Raw genomic sequence first — 22,206 nt, 5'->3', positions numbered from 1 at the left:
TCTACACACCCGACCCGGCGCTCGTGCAGTTCGTCCGCACCATCACCACCACGATCAAGGACATCAACCCCGAGTTCGCCTCGGCGATGGTGACCCTGGGGGAGCTGGTGCTCGACGTGGCGCTGCTTCGCGCGGTCAATGACTATGTCGAAGATCCGCTCAGCCGCGCGGTGATCGAGAAGGTCAATCAGGACGAGTCGCGCCACATCGCGATGGATTTCTACCTGACCGAGAAATACGGTGAGCGCGAGCAGCGCCGCGCCAGCCCGCGCGAGCTGGTAGCGCTGCTCGGTGACCGGAATCTCTTTGGTGCCATGGCCTGGGCGCTCATCGCGCTGGGCACGCTCTTCGGCCGCGTGGCCGGCATCATGGATCCCGGTGGCAAGCGCTTCCAGGAAGCAGCCGGCCGCTTCGCCCTGCTGGGCAAGCGCAACAAGGCCATTGCCCGCAACCGCAACTACCAGGTGATTCTCAATCTCTCGAACGTGGTGGCCGCCGGCGGGCTCGAACTCTCGCGGGTGATGGAGCTTTTGAACCTCGGGCTCTTTCGCGAGATTCGCAAGGCCGAGGCCTCCGGCGAGAAGTGGAAGCGCAGTGCCGAGGATCTCGCTCCCGGTGCGCAGGGCCACGACGTCATCAAGACGGCCGTCGACATGCTTGAAGAGAGTAACTGAGGATCAAACCATGGCACTCAATCTTGAACGCATGCTCGAGCGCTGCCAGGGCGGGCAGTGGGACATCGATGCCTTCGACTGGCACGCAAAGCCCGCGCCACTTTCGCGCTTTGACGAAGTCGAGGCCTGCAATCAGTTTACCAACCTGATTTATGTCGAGCGCATCGCAGCGCTGGCCTTCCTGGAATTCTCGAAAAAGGCCGACAGCCCGCTCGAGCGCGAGATCTTCAAGACCTTCTACGATGACGAGGTCCGGCACGCCGAGGCGATGTTCCGGCTCTCAAACTACTTCAACCAGAACAACTACAAGATCTACACCCCTGACCGGAACCTTGTTCGTTTCGTGCGCTCGATGAGCACGATGATCAAGGACATCAGCCCCGAATTTGCCTCGGCGATGGTGACCGCCGGGGAGCTGGTGCTCGACGTGGCGCTGCTTCGCTCGGTCAACGATTACATCGACGATCCGCTCAGCCGCGCTGTTATCGAGAAGGTCAATCAGGACGAGTCGCGCCATATCGCCATGGATTTCTACCTGTGCGAGAAATATGGCGACGTGGAAACCGAGCCCATGGGGGTGCGGGGCTTCCTCAAGACGATGAGCGATCCCACCCTGATCTCCGGCATGGCCTGGGCCACGGTCGCGCTCAGCGACCTGTTCGGGCGCGTGCAGGCGATCATGGATCCCGAGGGCAAGCGCTTCAGGGAAGCCCAGCGTCGTTTCGCCCAGCTCGGCGAGAAGAATCCGGCAATCGCAGCCAACCGTAACTACGCTGCCGTTCTCAAGATCAACACCGCCACGCAGACGATCACCGACGAGATCACCCGCATCATGAAGCTCCTTCGCGTGGGGCTCTACAAGAAGATTGACCGGGCCGAAGCGGCCGGTGAGAAAAAGCATTACGACGAGACCAATCTCCCGCAGCACGACGTCATCCAGAGCGCCGTCGACATGATGGAGCAGGACGACTGACACGCTGCGGGAAGAGGGGCCAGGGGGAGAGGCGCGGCCGGGGAAGGCCGCGCCTCTTTTTTGGCCGCGCGGCGGCTTTTTGTTGGGTAGACTTCGGGGATGATCACCCTCACCGACGACGCAGGAAAAGAAGTGGCACTCAGCGCCCCCGCGGCGCGCATTGTCTCGCTGGTGCCGAGCGTGACGGAGACCCTGTTCGCGCTGGGCATCAAGGAGCGCATCGCGGGCCGGACGCGCTACTGCGACCGGCCGGTGGACGAGGTTAATGTCGTGCCGACGGTGGGCGGAACGAAGAACCCTGACCTCAAAGCCATCGCCGCTCTCAAGCCCGACCTCATCCTGGTAAACACCGAGGAGAACCGCCCGGAGGACGTTGCGGCCCTACGGGAGATCGCACCGGTTTACGAGGATTTCGCCCGCAAGGTGGACGACGGACCAGGGCTCATCCGGGCGCTGGGAAGGCTGACCGGGACCGAAGAGAAGGCTGAAGTGATGGCCCGCACCATCGAGATGGAAATTGCGGCCATCAAGGAACTGGCCGCGCGTTACGGGCGAAAGCGGCGCGCGGCCTACTTTATCTGGAAAGACCCGTGGATGAGCATCAATCGCGACACCTATATCCACGACGCGCTGGAGCTGGCCGGGATGGAGAACGTCTACGGGGATCGTGAAGAGCGCTACCCCGAAACGAATTTTGAGGAACTGACTGAGCGCGCGCCCGAGGTAATCTATCTCTCGAGCGAGCCTTATCCCTTCGAGCTCAAGCATCGCAACGAATTTCTCGACCACGAGGAAATACCGGCAGCGCGGATGGGGCGGGTCTACCTCGTTGATGGCACCTATTTCTGCTGGTACGGCGTGCGCCAGATCGAGGCGCTCCGCTGGATTCGGGCAACGATTCTGGGCTAGAGGGCATCCAAAGACTATCCCGCCGACTGGCTGCGGCGGGCTTTCACGGACAACCTGGACGCCGGGGGCAAAGGCGGAGGGGTCATGAAACACGACGTCATCATCGTCGGTGGTGGCACCAGCGGAGCTGTGCTTGCCGCCCGGCTGAGTGAGGATGCCGGGTGCTCGGTTTTGCTCCTGGAGTCAGGCGCCGACGACGCAGCCTATCCCACATCCATTCGCACGCCGCATCGGCTCTGGGACGAGATCCTTCAGGCACGCCATTCCCGGCGGCAGCTCGTACGAATGCGCGGAAACCTGCTGCCCACGCCCATGATCCGCGGCAATGTGCTGGGTGGGACATCCGCGGTGAACTTTCTGGCGGCCGTGCGGGGCCAGCCCGAGGACTACAACTCATGGGCGGCGCTGGGGTGCGATGGCTGGTCCTGGAACGAATTGCTTCCCTCCTTCAAGCGCGCCGAGACGGACCTCGATTTCGGAGAAAATTCGCTCCATGGCGGAAGCGGGCCACTCACCCTGCGCCGCTGGAAGGCTGCTGAGTTTGCCCGTTGCCACAAAGTGCTGCTGGAGGGGGCGCGCGAACTGGGGGAGTCGGTCAGCGAGGACGTCAACAACCGTGACACGCTTCCAGGCGTCGGTGTCTTTCCCGGAACCGTTCAGGAGGACGGCCGACAGCGGCTCACCGTCAGCCAGGCCTATCTCACGTCCGACGTTCGGTCCCGAGAGAACCTGACGATTCGAACGAATGCGCCGGTGGCACGGGTGCTGGTGGAGGGACGGCGCGCGCTCGGCGTGGAACTCATGGGCGGCGAGCAGATTCGCGGCAGCGAGGTCATCCTGAGCTGCGGGGCCTTTGAGTCGCCAAAGCTGCTGCTGCTCTCAGGGATCGGGCCGGCAGGTCAGCTTCGCGCGCAGGGGATTGCGCTCAAGCACGACCTGCCCGCTGTGGGCGAGAACCTGCAAGACCATGTCGGGATCTCGCTACTCTATCGCGCGCCGCACGAGGGGCCGCTTCGGGGCTCGCCCGCGAAAGTGGTCTGGATGGGCGACCTGTACGGCAGTGGCGAGGTCGACTTCCACATCTTCGCCTGCCCGATTCGAAGTGCGCCGGGCCTTGGCACACTTGTGCATGTCTATGCCTTCCAGCTCCAGCCCAGGACGCGCGGTCGGGTGTTCCTCCGCTCGGGAAGTCCCAAGGCCGCGCCGGGGCTGGACCTCAACTTCCTTACCGACCCCGAAGACCTGCGGGACCTGCATGCCATCGCGGGCAAGGTCGAAGCCTGGGAGGGGACGCGCGCGTTTCGGAGTTGGGGCGCACGGCGTCTCTCGCCGCCCTTTGCGCTCTCCACACCGGCGCGCACGCGTCTGGCCAAGCGGACGAACACGATCAGCTATTTTCACCAGGTGGGAAGCTGCGCCATGGGTGCGCACGAGGGAAGCTCAGTGCTGGATTCCCAGTGCCGCGTGCACGGGCTGGAGGGGCTCCGCGTCGTGGATGCCAGCGCGATGCCGCGGATCATTCGCGGCAATACGTACCTGTGCTGCGTGGTCTTTGCCGAACGGGTTTCGGAGATGATGCGGACGGGATAGCGGACTCAGCCCATGGTCTCGTGGTATTCCTCGATGGGCCAGCCGCGTTTTTTCGCTTCGGCGCGTAGCTCGTCGGAGGGGTTGGTGCACACGGGCTCTCCCACGGCTTCGAGGAGGGGCACGTCCGAGATGCTGTCGGAGTAGAAGCGCACGTCCTTTGGATCAACGCCCTCGTCCTTGAGCGCGGCCAGTACGGCGTCGCGCTTGCCCTCGCGGTAGACGAGCGGCTCCTCGACCTGCTCGGTGAGCCGGCCTTTTGAGTCCTTGACCATGCGAACCCCGAAAGCACGGTCGGCGCCCAGGTCTTTGGCAAAGATATCGACAAGTTGCTGCGGCGCCGGGCCGGCCAGCCAGATCTTCGCGCCTGCCTGCTTGTGGTCGATGATGCGTTTTCGCATGTGAGCGAACAGACGTGGTTTGATGTCACGGTAGGTCTTTTCCAGACGGGCGAGAAATTCGTCCTCTCTCTTCCCAACGAACAGCCCGCTGCCCACGTCGATCATCTGTCCGGCCAGATCGGGATTGCCCGGAGCGGAGACCGTGAGCTTTACAAGCTTGGGGATCATCTTCAGTGCCGTCATTCCGCGTGCCTCGGACTTGGCCAGAATGAGGTTCAGGCTGCCCTTCACGAGGGTCTTGTCGAGATCGACGACGACTACTTTGAGATTGGGATTGATGTCGGTGCTCATGGCAGCGGCTCCAGTATGCCGTGAAGTCTCCGCAGTCTAGTCGGGCAGGGGGCGGATCAAAGGGGCTCAGGAAGCATGGAGTTCCGAGAGGTATTCCTCACGGTCATCTTCGTCGGAAAGAATTTCATACGCTGTGGTGATCTTGACGTAGATTTCCTCGACCATGTCACGAGACTCGCTGTCGACAGCGGCACCGACTTTTTCGGGGTGGTAGAGTTTTGACAGACGCAAGTAGGACTGACGAATTTCTTTCTCGCTCGCATCCTCGCCGACTTCGAGCATCTCGAAATAGTTGTCGGTGTGCAGCGTGGTGTATTTCTTGGCGATCTGTTCAACGAGGCTGAACTCCTCGTCGATTTGCGGCGCGCTCTCGACGTCCCTGGCATGGCTGATCTCATCGCGGATTGCGGCGGTGGCTTCCAGCTCGCGTTCGCTGAGCTTCTCGGCGATAGCGAGGGAACTCGCAACGACGAGGCCGTAGATCAGGCGCAGGAGGTGGTCGGGCTGGGCGGAGTCTTTCAGAAGCTCCTTGAGTGTCTTCTGCCCGTCGATGTGGGAGAGCATCTGGCGCTGCTCAGTTTCGAGTGCGAATGCCGCGAGTGGCTCATGGGGTTCAGGCTGCCAGCCGACCTTGTGGGTGGCCAGCGGTGCCATGCGGTCACGGATGGCTTCAAAGGGCATTCGCTCCAGCACGCCCAGCATAAAGACCCTGGGAAAATCGACCTGGCGGCGAATGGCTTCGTCGTCCAGGGTCGCGCCGCGAACGAAAACGAAATGCCCTTCTGTCCAGGCGAAAGCGTTGAGCAGCCGTTCTTCGTGCTGGAACACGAGCGTGTCTTCGAGCGCCTTTGGGGTGATGAGGCCCAGGTCAGTGAGCACCTGGCCGTGGAGCTTGCCGCGCTGCTTGGCGATGAGGCGCGTGTCCTCGAGCTGTTGCTGATTGAGCGCGCCGCGCGAGAGCAGGATTCTGCTCAGCGTCTCCATGAGCAGGTTCGACTGGGTTTGCACCGGATGGCCGTGCTCGAAGAGGATGGTCTTCTTAACCTTTTCCTTCTGCAGGTGCAGCGTGCCGGTTTCCTGGAAACGGAAGATCTTGAAGAAAATTGCCGCAAGCGCTTCCTTGGCCAGATCCCCGTCGACTTCCCGGTTTGGCTCGGAAACCTCCGTTTCCTCGTCGGGCTGCTCTGCCACGGGCGGGGCCGAGTTGGGTGCAACGTATTTTCCGAGCTTCTCGCGCAACAGGTTGATGTTGAGCGGTTTGGTCAGGAATTCGTTGGCGCCGTACTTGGATTTGGCTTCGTTCTGGACGGCCAGTGACTTGTAGACGGCGCTGATGAAGATGATTGGAAGATCCGGGTGAGTCTTGCGAATCCGCTCGCAGACTTCGAATCCACTGAGTTTGGGCAAGAGTACATCAACGATCACAGCATCGGGGCCCTCGGACTCGAAAAATTCGAGAGCTTCCGTGCCGTTGGAGGCAAAGATTACCTGATAGGGAAGGTCGTGCAGACCCTCCGCAATCGCGTTACGCGTCAGGCGATCGTCCTCAACTACGAGTACTGTCTTCTCGCCCATGTGCTTCGTTCACTTGTGTCCCCAGCGTGATTCAAAAGGCAGTATAGGGAAGAATCGCCGCCCATGACAAAGCGAGCAGGCACAAAAAAGGCCCGTTTGCCGGGCAAACGGGCCTTTTCTGCCGCGGTGCGGCTTAATGCGTGGTCAGTGTGCCTTCGCCTTCGCCCTGGGCCTTGGCCGGCTCGGCGGGTTTGGGCAGCGCGACGGGCAGCGCGGTGAGCGCCAGGGCGATGACTTCGTCCATGTGCTCGACCGGCTTGATCTCCAGCTTCGAGAGGATTTTCCTGGGAACGTCGGCCAGATCCTTGGCATTGTCCTTGGGAATCAGCACTCGCTCGATACCGCTTCGATGGGCGGCGATGAGTTTCTCCTTGAGGCCGCCGATGGGCAGTACGCGCCCGCGCAGGGTAATCTCGCCGGTCATCGCGACGGTGGCGCGCACGGGAATCTTGGTAAAGGCCGAGGAAATACTGGTCGCCAGCGCGATGCCCGCCGAGGGGCCGTCCTTTGGCGTGGCGCCCTCGGGCACGTGGATGTGGAGGTCTACCTGCTGGAAGAGCTCGTCATCGAGGCCCAGCCATTCGGCGCGCGAGCGCACGTAGGAAAGGGCGGCCTGCGCCGATTCCTGCATCACGTCGCCGAGCTTGCCGGTGATCGTGACCTTGCCCTTACCGGGGACGATGGCCACTTCGACGGTGAGGATCTCGCCGCCGACTTCGGTCCAGGCGAGGCCCGTGGTGATACCGACCTGATCGGCCTCTTCAATGGCGCCGTATCGGTATTTGTAGACGCCCAGATACTTGCCGACGAGCTGCTTGTTGACCTGAATCTTCTTCTTGGGGTCGCCGGAGACAACGACGTCCTTGGCTGCCTTGCGGCAGACGGATGCGATCTCACGCTCCAGGGTGCGCACGCCGGCTTCGCGGGTGTATTCGCGCACGATGCTGGTGAGTGCGCCGCGGTTGAAGCTCACGTTTTCCTCGCTCAGGCCGTGCTCGGTGATCTGCTTGGGAACCAGGTGGCGCCGGGCAATCTCGAGCTTTTCTTCCTCGGTGTAGCCCGGAAGGCGGATCAGTTCCATGCGGTCAAGCAGCGGTGCCGGAATGGTCTGCATGGAGTTGGCAGTCGTAATGAACATGACCCGGGAGAGGTCGTAATCCATGTCCAGGTAGTGGTCGTTGAAGGTGCTGTTCTGCTCGGGATCAAGCACTTCGAGCATGGCCGAGGAGGGGTCTCCGCGGAAGTCGCTGCTCATTTTGTCGATCTCGTCGAGCAACACCACCGGGTTGGAGGTGCCGGCCTTCTTCATGGCCTGCACGATCTTGCCCGGCATAGCGCCAATGTAGGTGCGGCGATGACCGCGGATTTCGGCCTCGTCACGCACGCCCCCCAGCGAGATGCGCACGAACTCGCGACCAAGCGCGTGGGCGATGCTCTTGCCGAGCGAGGTCTTGCCCACACCCGGGGGCCCAACGAGACAGAGGATGGGGCCCTTCATTTTCTGGACGAGCTGCAGCACGGCCAGATACTCGACGATGCGTTCCTTGACCTTCTTGAGGCCGTAGTGGTCGGCATCGAGAATTTCCTGGGCATGCTTGAGATCGAGGTTGTCCTCGCTGAACTCGCTCCAGGGGATGGAGACGATCCAGTCAATGTAGTTGCGCACCACTGTCGCTTCAGCGCTCATGGGCGACATCATCTTGAGCTTCTTGAGCTCCTTGGTGACCTTGCCGCGCGCTTCCTCGGAGAGTTCCTTCTGCGCGATTTTGTCCTCGATCTCCGAGAACTCGTTCTTGAACTCGTCGCGGTCACCCAGTTCCTTCTGGATCGCGCGCATCTGCTCGTTAAGATAATACTCGCGCTGGGTCTTCTCCATCTGCTTCTTCACGCGTGATTTGATGGAGCGCTCGACCTTGAGGATCTCGATCTCTTCGGTGAGTTTTTCGAGAATGGTGCTGAGGCGCACGCTGGCGTCGGCCTCTTCGAGCAGTTCCTGCTTGTCGCCCAGTTTGAGCTGCAGCAGGTGCGTTACGATGGTGTCGGAGAGCCGTTCGGGCTCCTCGATCTGCGAGACGCTCATCAGCATCTCGGGCGGGATGCGCTTGTTGAGCTTCACATACTGCTCGAATGCGGTCTTCACACTACGCACGAGTGCGGAGGTTTCCGTCGTCGGGTCGAGCGCTTCGGGAATTTCCTCAGCCTCGACCAGGAAGTGCTTGTCGTTGGGCAGGTAGCGCAGGATGCGACCGCGCTTCTTGCCTTCGACCAGGACCTTTACCGTGCGGTCGGGCAGGCGCAGGAGCTGGATGATGGTGGCGACCGTGCCAACTTCATAGATGTCGTCGGAAGTCGGATCGTTGGTCTTGGCCTTGCGCTGCGCCGTCAGCAGGATCTGCTTGTCGCGTCGCATGGCCTCTTCGAGGGCGGCGATGCTTTTTTCGCGGCCGACAAAGAGCGGAGCCACCATGTGCGGGAAGATGATGATGTCGCGCAGCGGAAGCAGGGGTATGGTGAATGTTTCACCGCCTGCGCTACCGCCGGTTTTTCCGTTTTCGTCGTCTGTCTTGAAGAACATGGTGTTGCCTTTCCGTTGCGCCATCAGCCTGGCGTGCGGGGCGGAAAGCCGCGCCCAGAGCCGGGAAGCGAAGACCCCTCAAAAGCGCGAAAGCCTCTCATACAAGAGTATGAGAGGCTTTCGGGGGTTGAATCAAGTGACCAAAGTGCCGGGTTTCACGCAGATTCTTTCTCCAGCACCAGTAGCGGTGCCTCTTTCTTGCGTACGACCTCTTCGTTGACGATGACTTCCTGAATGTCCTTGCGCGAGGGGATCTCGTACATGATGTCGAGCATCAGGGTTTCGAGAATGCTGCGCAAGCCGCGTGCGCCGCTCTTCTTCTCGATGGTTTCCTCTGCAATGGCGCGGTAGGCACCGTCGGTGAACTGCAGGTTGACGCCCTCCATCTCGAAGAGCTTCTTATACTGCTTGATGATTGCGTTCTTGGGCTCGGTGAGGATGCGGATGAGCGCTGCCTCGTCGAGCTCATGGAGCGTGGCGATTACCGGCAGGCGACCGACAAATTCGGGGATCAACCCGTATTTGAGCAGGTCCTCGGTCTCCACCATCTGCAAGGTGTCGCCGATGTTCTTCTTGCCAACATCGGGATCGATGTCGGAGCCGAAGCCGATCGCCTTCTGGGAGACGCGGCGCTGGATGATCTCGTCGAGTCCGTGGAAGGCGCCGCCGCAAATGAACAGGATGTTCGTGGTATCGATCTGCAGGAAATCCTGTTGCGGATGCTTGCGCCCGCCCTTGGGCGGCACATTGGCCAAGGTGCCCTCGATGATCTTGAGCAGCGCCTGCTGCACGCCCTCACCGGAAACGTCGCGGGTGATGGAGGGGTTCTCCGCCTTGCGCGAGATCTTGTCGATCTCGTCGATGTAGACGATGCCGCGGATGGTGCGCTCGGGATCTTCGCCTGCATTGCGGTAGAGGTTGAGGATGATGTTCTCAACGTCCTCGCCCACGTAGCCTGCTTCGGTCAGCGTCGTCGCGTCCGCCATGGCGAAGGGCACGTCCAGGGTGCGCGCCAGGGTCTGCGCCAGCAGGGTCTTGCCGCTACCGGTGGGGCCGATCAGCAGAATGTTGGACTTCTGCAGCTCGACCTCGCCGCTGTTGAGCTTGGAATCGATTCGCTTGTAGTGGTTGTGCACTGCTACCGAGAGGATCTTTTTGGCGTAGTACTGGCCGATCACGTAGTCGTCGAGGGTTGACTTGATCTCCATGGGAGCAGGAAGCCGCGTCTTGCGATCGCGTACGGACTTCTCGTTCTCATACTCTTCGGCGATGATGTCGTTGCAGAGCTCGATGCACTCATCGCAGATGTAGACATTCGGGCCCGCGATCAGCTTTTTGACCTCTCGCTGGCTCTTGCCGCAGAACGAGCACGTCAGGTTCTCATTCCCGCGCTTGTCGCTTCTGTCCTTGTCCACGCTTTCCTCCGGGTGTTGTGCCGCGCGCCGGGACCCTCATGCCGGCGCGGTCTGCCGCTCCTAGGCCGGTTTCTTTGCCTGCGCCGAGGTGCTTTCGAGGGCAGCCCGCCGCGTCTTGACGACTTTGTCGATGATACCATAACTGACCGCTTCTTCTGCGCTCAGGAAATAGTCACGGTCGGTATCTTTTTCGATCTGCTCCATGCTCTTTCCGGTGCGATCCGAGAGAATCCGGTTGAGTTCCTCGCGGATGCGCAGGATTTCCTTGGCATGGATGGAGATGTCGCTTGCCTGGCCCTGGAAGCCGCCAAGCGGCTGATGGATCATCACCCGCGAGTGGGGGAGGGCCATGCGCTTGCCCGGCGCGCCCGCGGTCAGCAGGAAGGCGCCCATGGAGGCGGCCTGCCCGATGCAGATGGTCGAGACATCGGGGGCCACGAACTGCATGGTGTCGTAGATGGCCATCCCGGCCGAGACCGAGCCACCGGGGCTGTTAATATAGAGGTAAATGTCCTTTTCCGGGTCCTCGGACTCCAGAAACAGGAGCTGGGCGGTCACCAGATTCGAGACGTGGTCGTCGATCTGGGTACCCAGAAACACGATCCGGTCGCGCAGCAGGCGCGAATAGATGTCGAAAGACCGCTCTCCGCGGGCTGATTGTTCGATGACAATGGGGATGACGCTCATGGCATCTCCTTCAGATCAGCGGCCCCTGCAGGGCAGGAAACGACCGCTTTGGAAGTAGCTTGGCTCGCCGAGCGTCCCATGGCACTACGCAGTGCGTCAGTGAGGGCGAAATTTTTTCAAGGTTGGGGCAGGGCGCGCGGCCCGGCCCCGCCGGAGATTACTCCGCCGCCTCTTCACCCGAGTCCTCGGTGAGCTCTTCTTCACTCACCTTTGCATGCTCGATAACGAAATCAAGCGCGCGCTCTTGCGCGAGCTGACCCTTGAGCCCCTCGAGCATTCCCTGCTTCTCGTAAATCTCGCGCACCTTGTCGTAGGGTTGTCCCGCACCGTCGGCAACCTTGCGGATCTCGGCCTCGACGTCCTCGTCGGAGACGTCGATGTTCTCCTGCTTGGCGACCGACTCAAGGAGCAGGTGGCGCTGGATGGCGACCTTTGCGTCGCCCTCCATTCCCTTGCGCATCTCATCGGCCTGGGGACCGCTGATCTGGAAGGGGATGCCCTGCATCTGGAACTGCTGCTGCCACTGGCGCAGCATGGCGCGGGTCTGGTTGTCGATCATCGAAGGGGGGATATCGAACTCGTTGGCTTCGGCCAGTGCCTTGCCCGCCTCGTCGCGAAGGCGCGCGGCGGCGTCGGATTCGATGCGCTCTTCATATTGCTTACGAATGTGGGCCTTGAGCGCGTCGACGCTCTCAACGTCATCGATGCCCAGATCAAGCACGAAGTCGTTGTCCACGGCCGGGAGTTCCTTGCGGCGCACGGAGTTCACGTTGACGTGCAGATGAACGTGCTTGCCGGCGAGGTCCGGGTTCTTGGTCTCTTCGGGCATGTCATACTCGATGTGGCGCTCTTCACCGGCTTTGACGCCCTTGAGGCGCTCATCGAAACCCTCGATGTTGCCGTCGTGTCCGAGTTCGATGCGGGCGTCCTCGTTTTCCTGGGAGTGAACTTCCTGGTCGCCGATGGTGCCGTGGAAGGAACAGAAAAGCGTGTCGCCAAGGTCGGCTTCGTGGTCATCGCCAAGGCCGCGGTACTGTGCATTTTCCTCGCGCATCTGCTCGATGCGCTTGTCGATGGTTTCGTCGGCGACCTTCGCAACCTTCTTAACGATTTCCAGGCCCTTGTATTTCTCGGCCTTCACTTCGGGCTGCACTTCGAAACGCGCCGTATAGACCCAGGGCTGGCCCTTGGTGACGGGATCGGCGTCGATCACTGGTTCGGAGACGGGAACGATGGAGTTCTCTTCGAGCACTTCGGGCAGGCTCTCCCGGATGAGGTGCTCGCGTGCATGGGAGTCGATGTGCTCGCGGTACATGCTCACGATGACGCTCTGGGGAGCCTTGCCGGCGCGGAATCCCTTGATACGCGCGCTCTTCTGCAGATCGGCGATCGTGTGACCGATCTCGTGGTCGACCTTGTCCTGCGGGATTTCGATCCGAACGCTTTTCTCGTGTTTGCCCAGATCCTGAACTTCTGCCTTCATCGTTTCATGCAACCTTTATTTTGAATTGTGCCGCGACTATTTGCGCTCTGATGCCGGGGCGTGCCGCTCTGGTGCGAGAGGCGGGACTTGAACCCGCAAGCCACAAGGGCACCAGATCCTAAATCTGGCGTGTATACCAATTTCACCACTCTCGCCCGGCTCTGCAGCGGTCCCTTCGGGCGCCCCCCGCGAGGCCCGGAGGCGCTCAAGGGGCGGTCTTTGTAGCAGCACCAAAGCCCAACGGGCAAGACGGGCGAGGGGCTGGGGGAGGCCAGAGACGCGAATCGAGGAACAAAAAAGTCCGATTTTACGTGACTCAGCGCGTCATTCTCAAAATTCCCAATAATCACGGTGCCCTTTCGTTAATACGACTATTTTAGTCCGATCTTGACAGTGCAGGGCTTGAAGTGCATATTGAAGCCGAAACCGGACCCCGGAAGTCGGATTAGGCGCATGCCTGATCCGAGCCGGGAACCAGAAGGGCCGCAAGGCCGGTCAGGTGGCCTGAGGGGCCGGTTTCAGAGCGAGCAGGAGAAGCACAGCGTGCTCAAGTTTTCGAGAAAAACGGACTACGGACTTATCGCGTTGCGTCACATGGCGCACAAGGGCGAGTCCGAGGTCTCCAGTGCCCGGGAGATTGCCGATCAGTACGGCATCTCCTACGAGCTGGTCTCGAAGATCCTGCAGAAGCTCAAGAAGCACAAGCTCATTGACTCGGTCCAGGGCGTAGCCGGTGGCTACCGCATTTCGCGAAAGCCAGACGAGGTTACCCTGTTCAACTTCCTGGAGACGCTCGAAGGGCCGCTCGGCATGATCGAGTGCGCCCGCGAGGATGAGGGCCAGCCCTGCGCCGTGACAGGCTGCAACATCATGACCCCCATGCAGGAACTCAACCGAAAGATCATGCGGGTGCTGCAGGAGACCACGCTGGCCGACCTGTTCCGCACCTCGGGCGCTCCGGTGCAGCTTGCACAGATCGAGCGCCTCGAAGAAGAACAACGTGCCGTGGCCGCGAAGTAGCGCGCGCCGCGATCAACTCGAAAGAACGCAAGGAAGCAAAGCAACCATGAGTGTGAAACTCCCGATCTACATGGATTACCAGGCGACGACCCCGGTCGACCCGGAAGTCCTCGACATCATGTATCCCTACTTCACGGAGAAGTTCGGGAATGCTGCGAGCCGCAGCCATTCCTTTGGCTGGGAAGCCGAAGAGGCCGTCGAGCTGGGCCGCGAGCAGGTAGCAAAGCTGATCGGCTGTTCTTCGAAGGAAATCATCTTCACAAGCGGTGCCACCGAGTCCGACAACATGGCGATCCTCGGCATCGCCGAGATGTATGAGAAAAAGGGCAAGCACATCATCACCTGCCAGACCGAGCACAAGGCGATTCTCGACCCGTGCAAGTATCTGGAGAAGAAGGGCTGGGATGTCACCTACCTGCCGGTGGACCAGAGCGGCACCGTGGATCTGAATGCACTCACGGATGCCATTCGCGAGGACACGGTTCTCGTCTCCATCATGGCGGCCAACAACGAGATCGGCACCATCGCGCCGCTCAAGGAAATCGGCGCGATCTGCAAGAACAAGGGAGTCATCTTCCATTCCGACGCCGCGCAGACCTTCGGGAAGATTCCCATGGACGTGGGCGAGATGGGCATCGATCTGATGAGCATCTCCGGTCACAAGATCTACGGCCCCAAAGGCATCGGCGCCCTCTACGTGCGGCGCAAGGGCCCGCGCGTTCGCGTTGCGCCGGTCATCCACGGCGGCGGCCACGAACGCGGCATGCGTTCGGGCACACTCAATGTGCCGGGCATCGTGGGCCTCGGAGCGGCGGCAGAAAAAGCCGGCCGGGTGATGGTTGACGAAGAAGAGCGCGTGCGCACGCTGATGCACGGGTTCTGGGAGCGTCTCCAGAAGGAACTTCCGGAGATCCACCTCAACGGTCATCCCACGCAGCGCCTGGCGGGCAACCTCAACGTGTCCTTCGCGTATGTTGAGGGTGAGTCTCTCATCATGGGGCTCAAGGGCATTGCCGTCTCGTCGGGTTCGGCCTGCACCTCGGCCTCGCTTGAGCCCTCGCACGTGCTTCGCGCCATTGGCGTGGAGGAAGAAATGGCTCACACGTCCATCCGCTTCGGCGCCGGACGTTTCACGACCAAAGAAGACATCCAGTATGTGGGTGACGTCGTCGTAAAGGTGGTCAACCGCCTTCGCGATCTCTCACCCCTTTGGGAAATGGCCCAGGAAGGTGTGGACCTCAAGTCCATCCAGTGGGCAGCGCACTAACACGGAATTTTCAAGGAGAGTGGCATCATGGCCTATGGCGAAAAAGTAATCGATCACTACGAGAACCCCCGCAACGTGGGGAGTCTCGACAAGGAAGCCAATGACGTGGGAACCGGCGTGGTCGGAGCCCCCGAGTGCGGTGACGTGATGAAGCTGCAGATCAAGATCAAGGACGGCGTCATCGAGGATGCGAAGTTCAAGACCTTCGGTTGCGGCAGCGCGATCGCTTCGAGCTCGCTGGCCACCGAGTGGGTCAAGGGCAAGAGCGTCGATGACGCAATGAAGATCAAGAATACCGACATCGTCGAGGAACTTGCGCTTCCTCCCGTGAAGATTCACTGCTCGGTGCTCGCCGAGGACGCCATCAAGGCGGCCATCGAGGACTACAAGAAGAAGCAGGGCGCGGGCGAGGCGCAGGCCAAGGAAGCCTGAAGCTCGATCCTGCCTGATCAACCAGCGCGAGTTTAGAGAGAGACAGTTATGACCGCACAGAGCGCAGCAACACAGCAACAGCCACAGGCCCAGCCGGTTCTTCCGGCCGACGACGCGCCCATTACGCTCACCGACTCGGCGGCCAAGCAGGTGCTGGCCATGTTCGAGCAGGAAAAACTGCCCGAGGAAGCGGGCCTGCGTGTTGCCATCATCGGCGGCGGGTGTTCAGGGCTTTCCTACAAGCTCGCTTTCGAGTCGGCCTCGCGCAAGCGCGACAAGATTTACCTGATCAACGGCGTGCGGGTTTTCATGGACCCCAAGAGCGCGCTGTATCTTCGCGGGACGCAGCTCGATTTTGTTGATTCTCTCAACGGCACGGGCTTTACCTTCAGCAATCCCAACGCCGAGGCCGAATGCGGTTGCGGGCAGTCGTTTACCGCGTAAGCAGATTCCGGCCGCCGATTTGGCGGCATCCGTTTCGACCCAGGAACCCGCGCTGCAGCCCCGAAAATCGGGCACCGCACGCGGGTTTCTCAGCAGACAGAGGAATTTTGAGCGGCCCATGAATGAGACCGCGACAATAGACCGTGCCGCCGGCGCGGCGCCCTGCTGGAAGTGCGGGGCGGAGCTGCAGCTCTCCGACGATGTGTGCGCCCAGTGCGGGATGCCCCAGCCCGCGCCGGAGCATGCCGATTACTTTGAACTGTGGGGCGTTCCTGCGTCCATGGACTTCGACGCCACCACGCTGCAGCGGGACTTCCACGCGCGCTCGCGAAAGCTTCACCCGGACCGCTTCCACAATGCGGGAGAGCCGGCGAGCGCTTACTCGCTGGAGCGTTCGGCGCTGCTGAATAAATCCTACCGCACCCTGCGTGATGCGGGTGCGCGGCTGCGCTACCTCTTCAAGACCGAGAAAGAACTGCTCGAAATTGGGGACGCGGATTCGAAGAACGTGCCGGTCGAGCTGGCCGAGGAGTTCTTCGAGATGCAGGAAGCCCTTGCCGAGGGTGATACGCAGGCGCTTGAAAAGCTCAAGACGCGCCTTGAGGGCTTGCGCTTGGAGAGTCGGGAAAAACTCGATGCGCTGGCGGCCCGCTGGGATGCCGAAAAACTCGGGGAGCTGCGTGCGCGCGGCGAGGGAATCGAAGAACGGAGCGCCTTCGCCCGCGAGCTTCAAAAGGCACGTCAGTTCGAGGGTTATCTGGCCCGCATGGAAGAAAACATCGGCCGGGCCGCTTCGGGCGGCGTGGCAGACTGAGAGTTTGTGATGGCTGAAATTCGACCGATTCAAATTGATATCAGCGGTGTGCGGGCCAAGGCCCCGGCCGTGGGCATCGACCTTGGAACGACCAACTCCCTCATCGCAGTGGTGAAGGACGATGTGCCCCAGATTCTGACCGACGAGGAAGGTGAGAAAATTCTCCCCTCGGCGGTGCACTTCGAAAAAGGCCGCATCAGCGTGGGGCGCGATGCGCGTGAGGAGCGCGTTCGCGACCCCGAGCACACGCTCTTTTCGATCAAGCGCTTCATCGGCAAGGGATTCGATGAGGTCGAAGACCTTCGCGAGAAACTCCCCTTCGATATTGAGCCCGGGGAGGAAGGCCAGGAAATGGCCTACTTCCGCGTGGGCGAGGATCGCTATAACCCGGTCGAAGTCTCGGCGATGATTCTGCGACGGCTCAAGGAGATCGGCACCGAGCAGCTTGGCGCCCCCGTCGAGGACGTGGTCATTACCGTGCCGGCCTACTTCAACGATTCCCAGCGCCAGGCCACCAAGATGGCGGGCAAGGTCGCGGGGCTCAACGTGCTGCGCATTCTGAACGAGCCCACCGCCGCCGCGCTTGCCTACGGGCTCGATCGCAAGGCGCAGGGCCACGTGGCCGTCTACGACCTGGGCGGCGGCACCTTTGACATCTCTATCCTCGCGCTCAACGAGGGCGTCTTCGAGGTGCTCTCCACCCATGGCGATACGCTTTTGGGCGGCGATGACTTCGACCGCGCACTGGCGGACAAGATCGGAGCTGAAATCGGCATCGATCTCTCCAGCAACCGGAATTTACAGGCCGCGATCATTCACGAGGCCGAGCGCGTGAAGATGGTGCTCTCTTCGGCGAAAGAGGAGACCTTTGCCGTCAAGGAGAGCGCCGCCGGTGTGGACTTCTCACGCAAGGTGACCCGCTCGGAATTCGAAGAACTGATCCGGCCGTTTATCGACAAGACGATTGCCTCGTGCAAGTCGGCGGTCGCCGATTCGGGCATCGACATCAAGTCACTTGAGCATGTGGTGCTCGTTGGCGGTTCGACCCGCGTGCCGCTGGTACGTGAGCTGGTTGGCAACTTCTTTGGCGCCGAGCTCCACCACCAGGTGGACCCCGATACTGTCGTCGCGCTGGGCGCTTCCATTCAGGCCGACGTGCTCACCACCGGTCGAGAGGATGTACTCCTGCTCGACGTCATCCCGCTCTCCCTGGGGATCGAGACCCTGGGCGGCGTCGTCGAGAAGCTCATTCACCGCAACACCACCATTCCTGCCAGCGCGCATGAGATCTACACCACCAGCGTGGATGGGCAGAAGAACGTGAGCATCCACGTGCTCCAGGGCGAGCGCGAGCTGGTGAAAGACTGTCGCTCGCTTGCGCGCTTCGAGTTGCGTGATATCGAACCCATGCCCGCCGGTATCCCGAAGCTCCAGGTGACTTTCCTGATCGATGCCAACGGGATCCTGAATGTGACAGCCAAGGAGCTGCGCACCGGTAAGGAAGCCTCCATCGAAGTGCAGCCAAGCTCGGGCCTCACCGACGAGGAAGTCGAGCGGATGCTCGAGGCATCCTACGACCACGCCGAAGAAGATATCGAGGCGCGCCTTGCAGCCGAGGTCCGCGTCGAGGCCGAGTCGGTGCTGCGTGCCACGCGCAAGGCACTCTCGCGCGAAGAAGTGGAGATTGAGCAGGCTGAGCGGGATATGGTCAACGGTGCCGTCGCCGCGCTGGAGAGCGCACTGGGTGATGGCTCGGATCGCCACAAGATTCGCCAGTGCATCGCTGCGCTCGATGATGCCACCCACCCGCTGGCAGAGCGTATTGTGAACGCCGGCATTGCCAAGGCGCTGCGCGACAAGCGCGTCGACGAAGCGCTTTCGTAAGAGAAGGGAGAGACCCCCATGGACCCGGATGAAATTACCTGGACCGACGTCGAAGAGATCGGCATTCGTCTCTACGAGAAAATGCCGGAGAAGGACCCGCTGAGCGTCCGCTTTACCGACCTGCACAATTGGGTGATGGAACTCGATGGATTCGTGGGTGACTCCAAGAAGTCCAACGAGAAAATTCTCGAGGCCATTCAGATGGCCTGGCTCGAAGAGTATCGCGACAACCAGTAGTGCATTCACCAATCACGAAAAAGAAAAGGCGCGCCCGGTGGGCGCGCCTTCTTTGTTTCAAATGCAGCGAGGGCTAGAGCATGTTGCTCTCTTCCTCTTCGCTGAGGCTGTCGTGGATGGCGATCACACGGCCTTCGGCGATCTCGCGAAGGGCCTGAATCGGGGCCTTGTTGTCGGAATCCACGAGCGAGGGCGCGCCCTTGAAGAGCTGCTTGGCACGGCGCACACCGACGTGCACGAGCTCAAAGCGGTTGTCGACCTTTTCAATGCAATCTTCGATGGTTACGCGGGCCATGGAATCCTCCGGTCACTCACGGCCAAGGGGCCGTCAAGCGAGGAGCCATCTATAGACGAGCGGGCCCCCGGCGGCAAGGGGGACTGTCTCAGGCGCTCCGCGTGGCGACCAAGGCGTCGTAGAGGTCCTGCAGGGCACGGGTCAGTGGGCGCGCCTCGAAGCCGCTTACCGGGGCGCCGTTGACCGAGCGCACGGGGACGATTTCCGAGACGCTGGAGCTCAGAAAGGCCTCATCGGCGCTCAGCAGGTCGGTGGTGCGGTAGTGCCCTTCATGGACGGCGATGCCGCGCCGGCGGGCCAGGGCGATGACCTGTCCGCGGGTGACGCCGCAGAGAATCCCCGTGCCCGGCGCCGGGGTATGGAGCGCGCCGCCGCGCACGAAAAAAAGATTGGCCGTGGCAGCCTCTAGCACCTCGCCGGCAGCGCTCAGGAATACCCCCTCGTCGGCGCCCCTCTGGTGGGCCTGGGTGGTGCAGAGCCGGTTGCGGGTATAGCCGCTGAGTTTGAAGCTTCCGGTATCGCCGGTGTGGAGCCCATCGATTGTCGCGATGGCCACGCCTTCGCTGCGACGGGCAAGAATGCGCCCGGGCACGGGCGCGGCCAGCGCCAGGACGGTGGGTTCGCCGCGGGCGCACTCGAAGAGTCCGGTGTTCTCGCCCACGCCGCTCGAGAGCTGCACGCGCACGCTGGCCTGCGCATCGAGCAGATCGTTGGCGTCGAGCAGCTTGGAGATGCGCTGCCGGAGTTTGTGGGCGCTCCAGGGAAAGGCCGCTCCGATGGCGCGGGCGTGGGTGCGAAGACGCGCCTCGTGTTCGGCAAGAAAGGGCAGGGCGCCTGCGTAGGCGCGCAGGGTGGTGAACACGGCCTCGCCGTAGAGAAATCCGCGATCGAGCGCGCTCACCCGCGCGGCGCGCGCGGGCAGGGTCTCGTCATCGAGCAGGACGTATTCCTCAGTCATGACTTCCTTCCATGCCGCAGGCCCGCAGGAACGCGAGCGCCTTGAGCCAGCTCTCGGCCACCTCGGCTTCGGCGCGGCTGTCGGCGACGATCCCGCCGCCGGCGCTGTAGTGTAGCGCGCCGTCGCGGTAGTGCGCGGCGCGGATCACAATGGACAGATCCATGTCTCCGTTGGCGCTGATCGTGCCGAGGGCACCGGTATAGAAGCCGCGCCCGACGGGTTCGAGCATGTCGATGATTTCCATCGCCCGCTTTTTGGGCGCGCCGGTGATGGAGCCTCCGGGAAAGGTCGCCCGCAGAATCTCGCCCACGCTCAAGCGCTCATTAACGCGGGCGCGCACGCAGGATACGAGGTGATGGACCGTGCCGTAGCTTTCCACGTACTCGCGTGCGGGGACATCCACCGAGCCGATCTGGGCAATGCGGCCCAGGTCGTTGCGCTCCAGGTCGATAATCATGCGGTGCTCGGCCAGTTCCTTGGGGTCGCGGCGCAATTCTTCGATGGTTGCCGCCGCGTCGCTGCCCTCGCTGGCGCGGGTCCCCTTGATGGGAAAAGTTTCCAGCGTCTGCCCGCGGCGGCGCAGAAAACACTCGGGCGAGTTCGAGAGCAGCACGCCGGCCTCTCCCATGTCCAGCCACGTGCTCCAGCCGGTGGGATGGGCCTCCACAAGGCGGCGCCAGATGGCCGCCGGGTCACCCGCACTCATGCTGAGCTGCTGGGAGAGATTCACCTGGTAGATGTCCCCGGCAGCGATGAACTCCTGCACGGCGGCGAGGGCTTCGAGATAGCTTTCCTTGCTCATGGAGCTTTGCAGGGTTGCCGCTTCCGGCCCAGGGGGCGTGCTCTCGGATACTTGATCCAGCTGCGCGCTCAGCCACCGGGCGTGCTCGGCCGCCGCTGCGTTCTCACGGGCATAACCGGTGGCGCGCATGCGCAGGGCGCCGTTCTCATCTTCGGTGAGGACGTTTTCGTAGAAGCTTGCGACCAGAAGCACGTCGCTCCCGCGCTCCCCCTCGCGCGGTTTCAACCTGACCGGCGCAAACCACGGCGCGGCCTCATAGGCAATCGCCAGGGCGCAGCCCGGCCCAATGCCGGTCGCGTGCGCCAGACTGAAGCGCCCGATGGCGTAGTCGATAGTGGTACCCGGATCGCCGTGCGAAAAATCTTCCGTCTCGCCGCCGCGAAAGAAGAACCGCGCGCTGCGGTCGCGCCGGATCTCGAGCCGTGCGAAGGGATCGGCGCTGAGCACACTCGTCTCTCTGGTGCCGAAAAGGCCGACCGGTGCGGTGGTGGCCGCCGGCGCCCCGGAGAGCGCGCACAGGCTGCCGGGCGCTCTGGCGAGCACCTCGAATACGGCTGGCACGCGGCTGGGGAAGCGGGGCATGGAAACCTCCCCGGAGGCTCCGGGAAGGGCGAGCATAGGGCAGGGCGGTTGCCGGGTCGAGCGGTGCTGGCCCGCCGGGCAGCGCGCGGCTAGCATGCACGCCGTATGGACAAGCCACGCAACATCGTCCTCGTCGGGTTCATGGGCAGCGGCAAGAGCGTCGTGGGCCGCGCCCTGGCCTCGCGCCTGGGGTGGGAGTTCCTCGACACCGACACCCGGATCGAGGAGATGGCCGGCTGCAGCGTAGGTGAGATCTTCGACACCGAGGGGGAGGCGGGCTTTCGGCGTTGTGAGCGCGAGGTGCTCGCCTCGCTGGCGAAGAGCGCCTGCGCCGTGATCTCCACCGGCGGGGGCATCGTGCTGGCAGAAGAAAACTGGCCGCTCCTGCGCGCGCTCGGGCCCGTCGTCTGCCTGGAAGCGGGAACCCACACGACCCTGGACCGCGTCCGCGGCGGCCGGGCCCGCCGCCCGCTGCTGGAGGTCGAAGACCCTGCCGCCGAGATCGAGCGCCTCAAGACCGAGCGGGCCCCGCACTACGCCAGGGCGGACCAGAAGATCGATACGGACGGGAAAAGTCCCGCAGAAGTCGTGGACGAGATCCTTGCCACGCTCGGCATCAAGCCTTGACACCGGCGCAGCAATCAAAAACGATGAGCGCCCTGCCAAGGGCCGGCTTAGCTCAGTTGGTAGAGCAACTGATTTGTAATCAGTAGGTCAGCGGTTCGAGTCCGCTAGCCGGCTCCATTTTTCCCGTTGCGACACGCTTCCAGAGCGGTAATCATCTGACCCGGCACGAAATGGAACGTGAAATCTCGGCGAGAAGAGGAAAAGCTATGTTTGATTATCGAAAGTTCTACATCAACGGAGAATGGGTCGAACCGGCGACGCCCAAAGAGCTGGA

General features: G+C 62.0%; 21 protein-coding genes and 2 tRNA genes. 13 read left to right on the top strand and 10 right to left on the bottom strand.

The window, feature by feature from the left end:
- The 4 genes from KDH09_06725 to KDH09_06710 all read left to right on the top strand — a co-directional run.
- Positions 1-674: hypothetical protein (locus KDH09_06725; GenBank protein MCB0219372.1), on the top strand; the 674-nt coding region annotated here is incomplete at its 5' end.
- A 10-nt stretch (positions 675-684) separates the two neighbouring features.
- A complete protein-coding gene (locus tag KDH09_06720) occupies positions 685-1,647 on the top strand; it encodes a ferritin-like domain-containing protein (protein MCB0219371.1) in 963 nt (320 codons plus the stop codon).
- A gap of 99 nt (positions 1,648-1,746) precedes the next feature.
- On the top strand, positions 1,747-2,556 hold the full coding sequence (locus KDH09_06715) for an ABC transporter substrate-binding protein (GenBank protein ID MCB0219370.1): 810 nt from the start codon (positions 1,747-1,749) through the stop codon (positions 2,554-2,556).
- 84 nt (positions 2,557-2,640) lie between these two features.
- A complete protein-coding gene (locus KDH09_06710; protein ID MCB0219369.1) occupies positions 2,641-4,146 on the top strand; it encodes a GMC family oxidoreductase N-terminal domain-containing protein in 1,506 nt (501 codons plus the stop codon).
- A gap of 5 nt (positions 4,147-4,151) precedes the next feature.
- On the opposite strand, the gene KDH09_06705 is transcribed toward KDH09_06710, so the two are convergent.
- The 7 genes from KDH09_06705 to KDH09_06675 form a co-directional block, all read right to left on the bottom strand.
- Positions 4,152-4,835 carry an HAD family phosphatase gene (locus KDH09_06705; GenBank protein MCB0219368.1) on the bottom strand — a complete coding sequence of 228 codons (684 nt, stop codon included), beginning with the start codon at positions 4,833-4,835 and terminating at the stop codon, positions 4,152-4,154.
- Between the two features lie 66 nt (positions 4,836-4,901).
- A complete protein-coding gene (locus KDH09_06700; protein ID MCB0219367.1) occupies positions 4,902-6,410 on the bottom strand; it encodes a response regulator in 1,509 nt (502 codons plus the stop codon).
- A 133-nt stretch (positions 6,411-6,543) separates the two neighbouring features.
- A complete protein-coding gene (lon, locus tag KDH09_06695; GenBank protein MCB0219366.1) occupies positions 6,544-8,985 on the bottom strand; it encodes an endopeptidase La in 2,442 nt (813 codons plus the stop codon).
- 155 nt (positions 8,986-9,140) lie between these two features.
- Positions 9,141-10,400 (bottom strand): ATP-dependent Clp protease ATP-binding subunit ClpX, encoded by a 1,260-nt coding sequence (gene clpX / locus KDH09_06690; GenBank protein ID MCB0219365.1) that lies wholly within the window; start codon positions 10,398-10,400, stop codon positions 9,141-9,143.
- A gap of 60 nt (positions 10,401-10,460) precedes the next feature.
- On the bottom strand, positions 10,461-11,087 hold the full coding sequence (clpP, locus tag KDH09_06685; protein ID MCB0219364.1) for an ATP-dependent Clp endopeptidase proteolytic subunit ClpP: 627 nt from the start codon (positions 11,085-11,087) through the stop codon (positions 10,461-10,463).
- Positions 11,088-11,244: 157 nt separating this feature from the next.
- Positions 11,245-12,570, bottom strand: coding sequence for a trigger factor (gene tig, locus KDH09_06680; GenBank protein MCB0219363.1), 1,326 nt, complete (start codon positions 12,568-12,570; stop codon positions 11,245-11,247).
- Positions 12,571-12,639: 69 nt separating this feature from the next.
- Positions 12,640-12,725, bottom strand: a tRNA-Leu gene (locus tag KDH09_06675).
- A 388-nt stretch (positions 12,726-13,113) separates the two neighbouring features.
- Between KDH09_06675 and KDH09_06670 the strand changes: the two genes are divergently transcribed.
- The 7 genes from KDH09_06670 to iscX all read left to right on the top strand — a co-directional run bounded on the left by KDH09_06670 (position 13,114) and on the right by iscX (position 18,668).
- On the top strand, positions 13,114-13,590 hold the full coding sequence (locus KDH09_06670; GenBank protein ID MCB0219362.1) for an Rrf2 family transcriptional regulator: 477 nt from the start codon (positions 13,114-13,116) through the stop codon (positions 13,588-13,590).
- A 46-nt stretch (positions 13,591-13,636) separates the two neighbouring features.
- Positions 13,637-14,857 (top strand): IscS subfamily cysteine desulfurase, encoded by a 1,221-nt coding sequence (locus KDH09_06665; GenBank protein MCB0219361.1) that lies wholly within the window; start codon positions 13,637-13,639, stop codon positions 14,855-14,857.
- Positions 14,858-14,884: 27 nt separating this feature from the next.
- The gene (iscU, locus tag KDH09_06660) at positions 14,885-15,289 is read left to right on the top strand and encodes a Fe-S cluster assembly scaffold IscU (GenBank protein MCB0219360.1); all 405 of its coding nucleotides are present in this window, start codon (positions 14,885-14,887) and stop codon (positions 15,287-15,289) included.
- 48 nt (positions 15,290-15,337) lie between these two features.
- Positions 15,338-15,733, top strand: coding sequence for an iron-sulfur cluster assembly accessory protein (locus tag KDH09_06655; GenBank protein ID MCB0219359.1), 396 nt, complete (start codon positions 15,338-15,340; stop codon positions 15,731-15,733).
- 118 nt (positions 15,734-15,851) lie between these two features.
- On the top strand, positions 15,852-16,547 hold the full coding sequence (locus tag KDH09_06650) for a hypothetical protein (GenBank protein ID MCB0219358.1): 696 nt from the start codon (positions 15,852-15,854) through the stop codon (positions 16,545-16,547).
- A gap of 9 nt (positions 16,548-16,556) precedes the next feature.
- Positions 16,557-18,431 carry a Fe-S protein assembly chaperone HscA gene (hscA, locus tag KDH09_06645; GenBank protein ID MCB0219357.1) on the top strand — a complete coding sequence of 625 codons (1,875 nt, stop codon included), beginning with the start codon at positions 16,557-16,559 and terminating at the stop codon, positions 18,429-18,431.
- A gap of 18 nt (positions 18,432-18,449) precedes the next feature.
- Positions 18,450-18,668: a Fe-S cluster assembly protein IscX gene (gene iscX / locus KDH09_06640; GenBank protein MCB0219356.1), complete on the top strand. Its 219-nt coding sequence runs from the start codon at positions 18,450-18,452 to the stop codon at positions 18,666-18,668.
- Between the two features lie 73 nt (positions 18,669-18,741).
- On the opposite strand, the gene KDH09_06635 is transcribed toward iscX, so the two are convergent.
- From KDH09_06635 to KDH09_06625, 3 genes are all read right to left on the bottom strand, one after another.
- On the bottom strand, positions 18,742-18,963 hold the full coding sequence (locus KDH09_06635) for a DNA-directed RNA polymerase subunit omega (GenBank protein ID MCB0219355.1): 222 nt from the start codon (positions 18,961-18,963) through the stop codon (positions 18,742-18,744).
- An 88-nt stretch (positions 18,964-19,051) separates the two neighbouring features.
- A complete protein-coding gene (locus tag KDH09_06630) occupies positions 19,052-19,921 on the bottom strand; it encodes an aminotransferase class IV family protein (GenBank protein MCB0219354.1) in 870 nt (289 codons plus the stop codon).
- Positions 19,914-21,305: an anthranilate synthase component I family protein gene (locus tag KDH09_06625; protein ID MCB0219353.1), complete on the bottom strand. Its 1,392-nt coding sequence runs from the start codon at positions 21,303-21,305 to the stop codon at positions 19,914-19,916. The genes KDH09_06630 and KDH09_06625 overlap by 8 nt, the downstream gene beginning before the upstream one ends.
- Before the next feature lie 105 nt (positions 21,306-21,410).
- Here KDH09_06625 and KDH09_06620 point away from each other — a divergent pair, with 105 nt between their 5' ends.
- Entirely contained in the window at positions 21,411-21,932 is a 522-nt protein-coding gene (locus tag KDH09_06620; protein ID MCB0219352.1) for a shikimate kinase, read from the top strand.
- Positions 21,933-21,973: 41 nt separating this feature from the next.
- A tRNA-Thr gene (locus tag KDH09_06615) sits at positions 21,974-22,049 on the top strand.
- The last annotated feature ends 157 nt before the right edge of the window (positions 22,050-22,206 follow it).

Source organism: Chrysiogenia bacterium, from assembly GCA_020434085.1.
GTDB lineage: Bacteria > JAGRBM01 > JAGRBM01 > JAGRBM01 > JAGRBM01 > JAGRBM01.
Note: the sequence above shows the minus strand (reverse complement) of the source record. Positions and strands in the feature narration are given on the sequence as shown.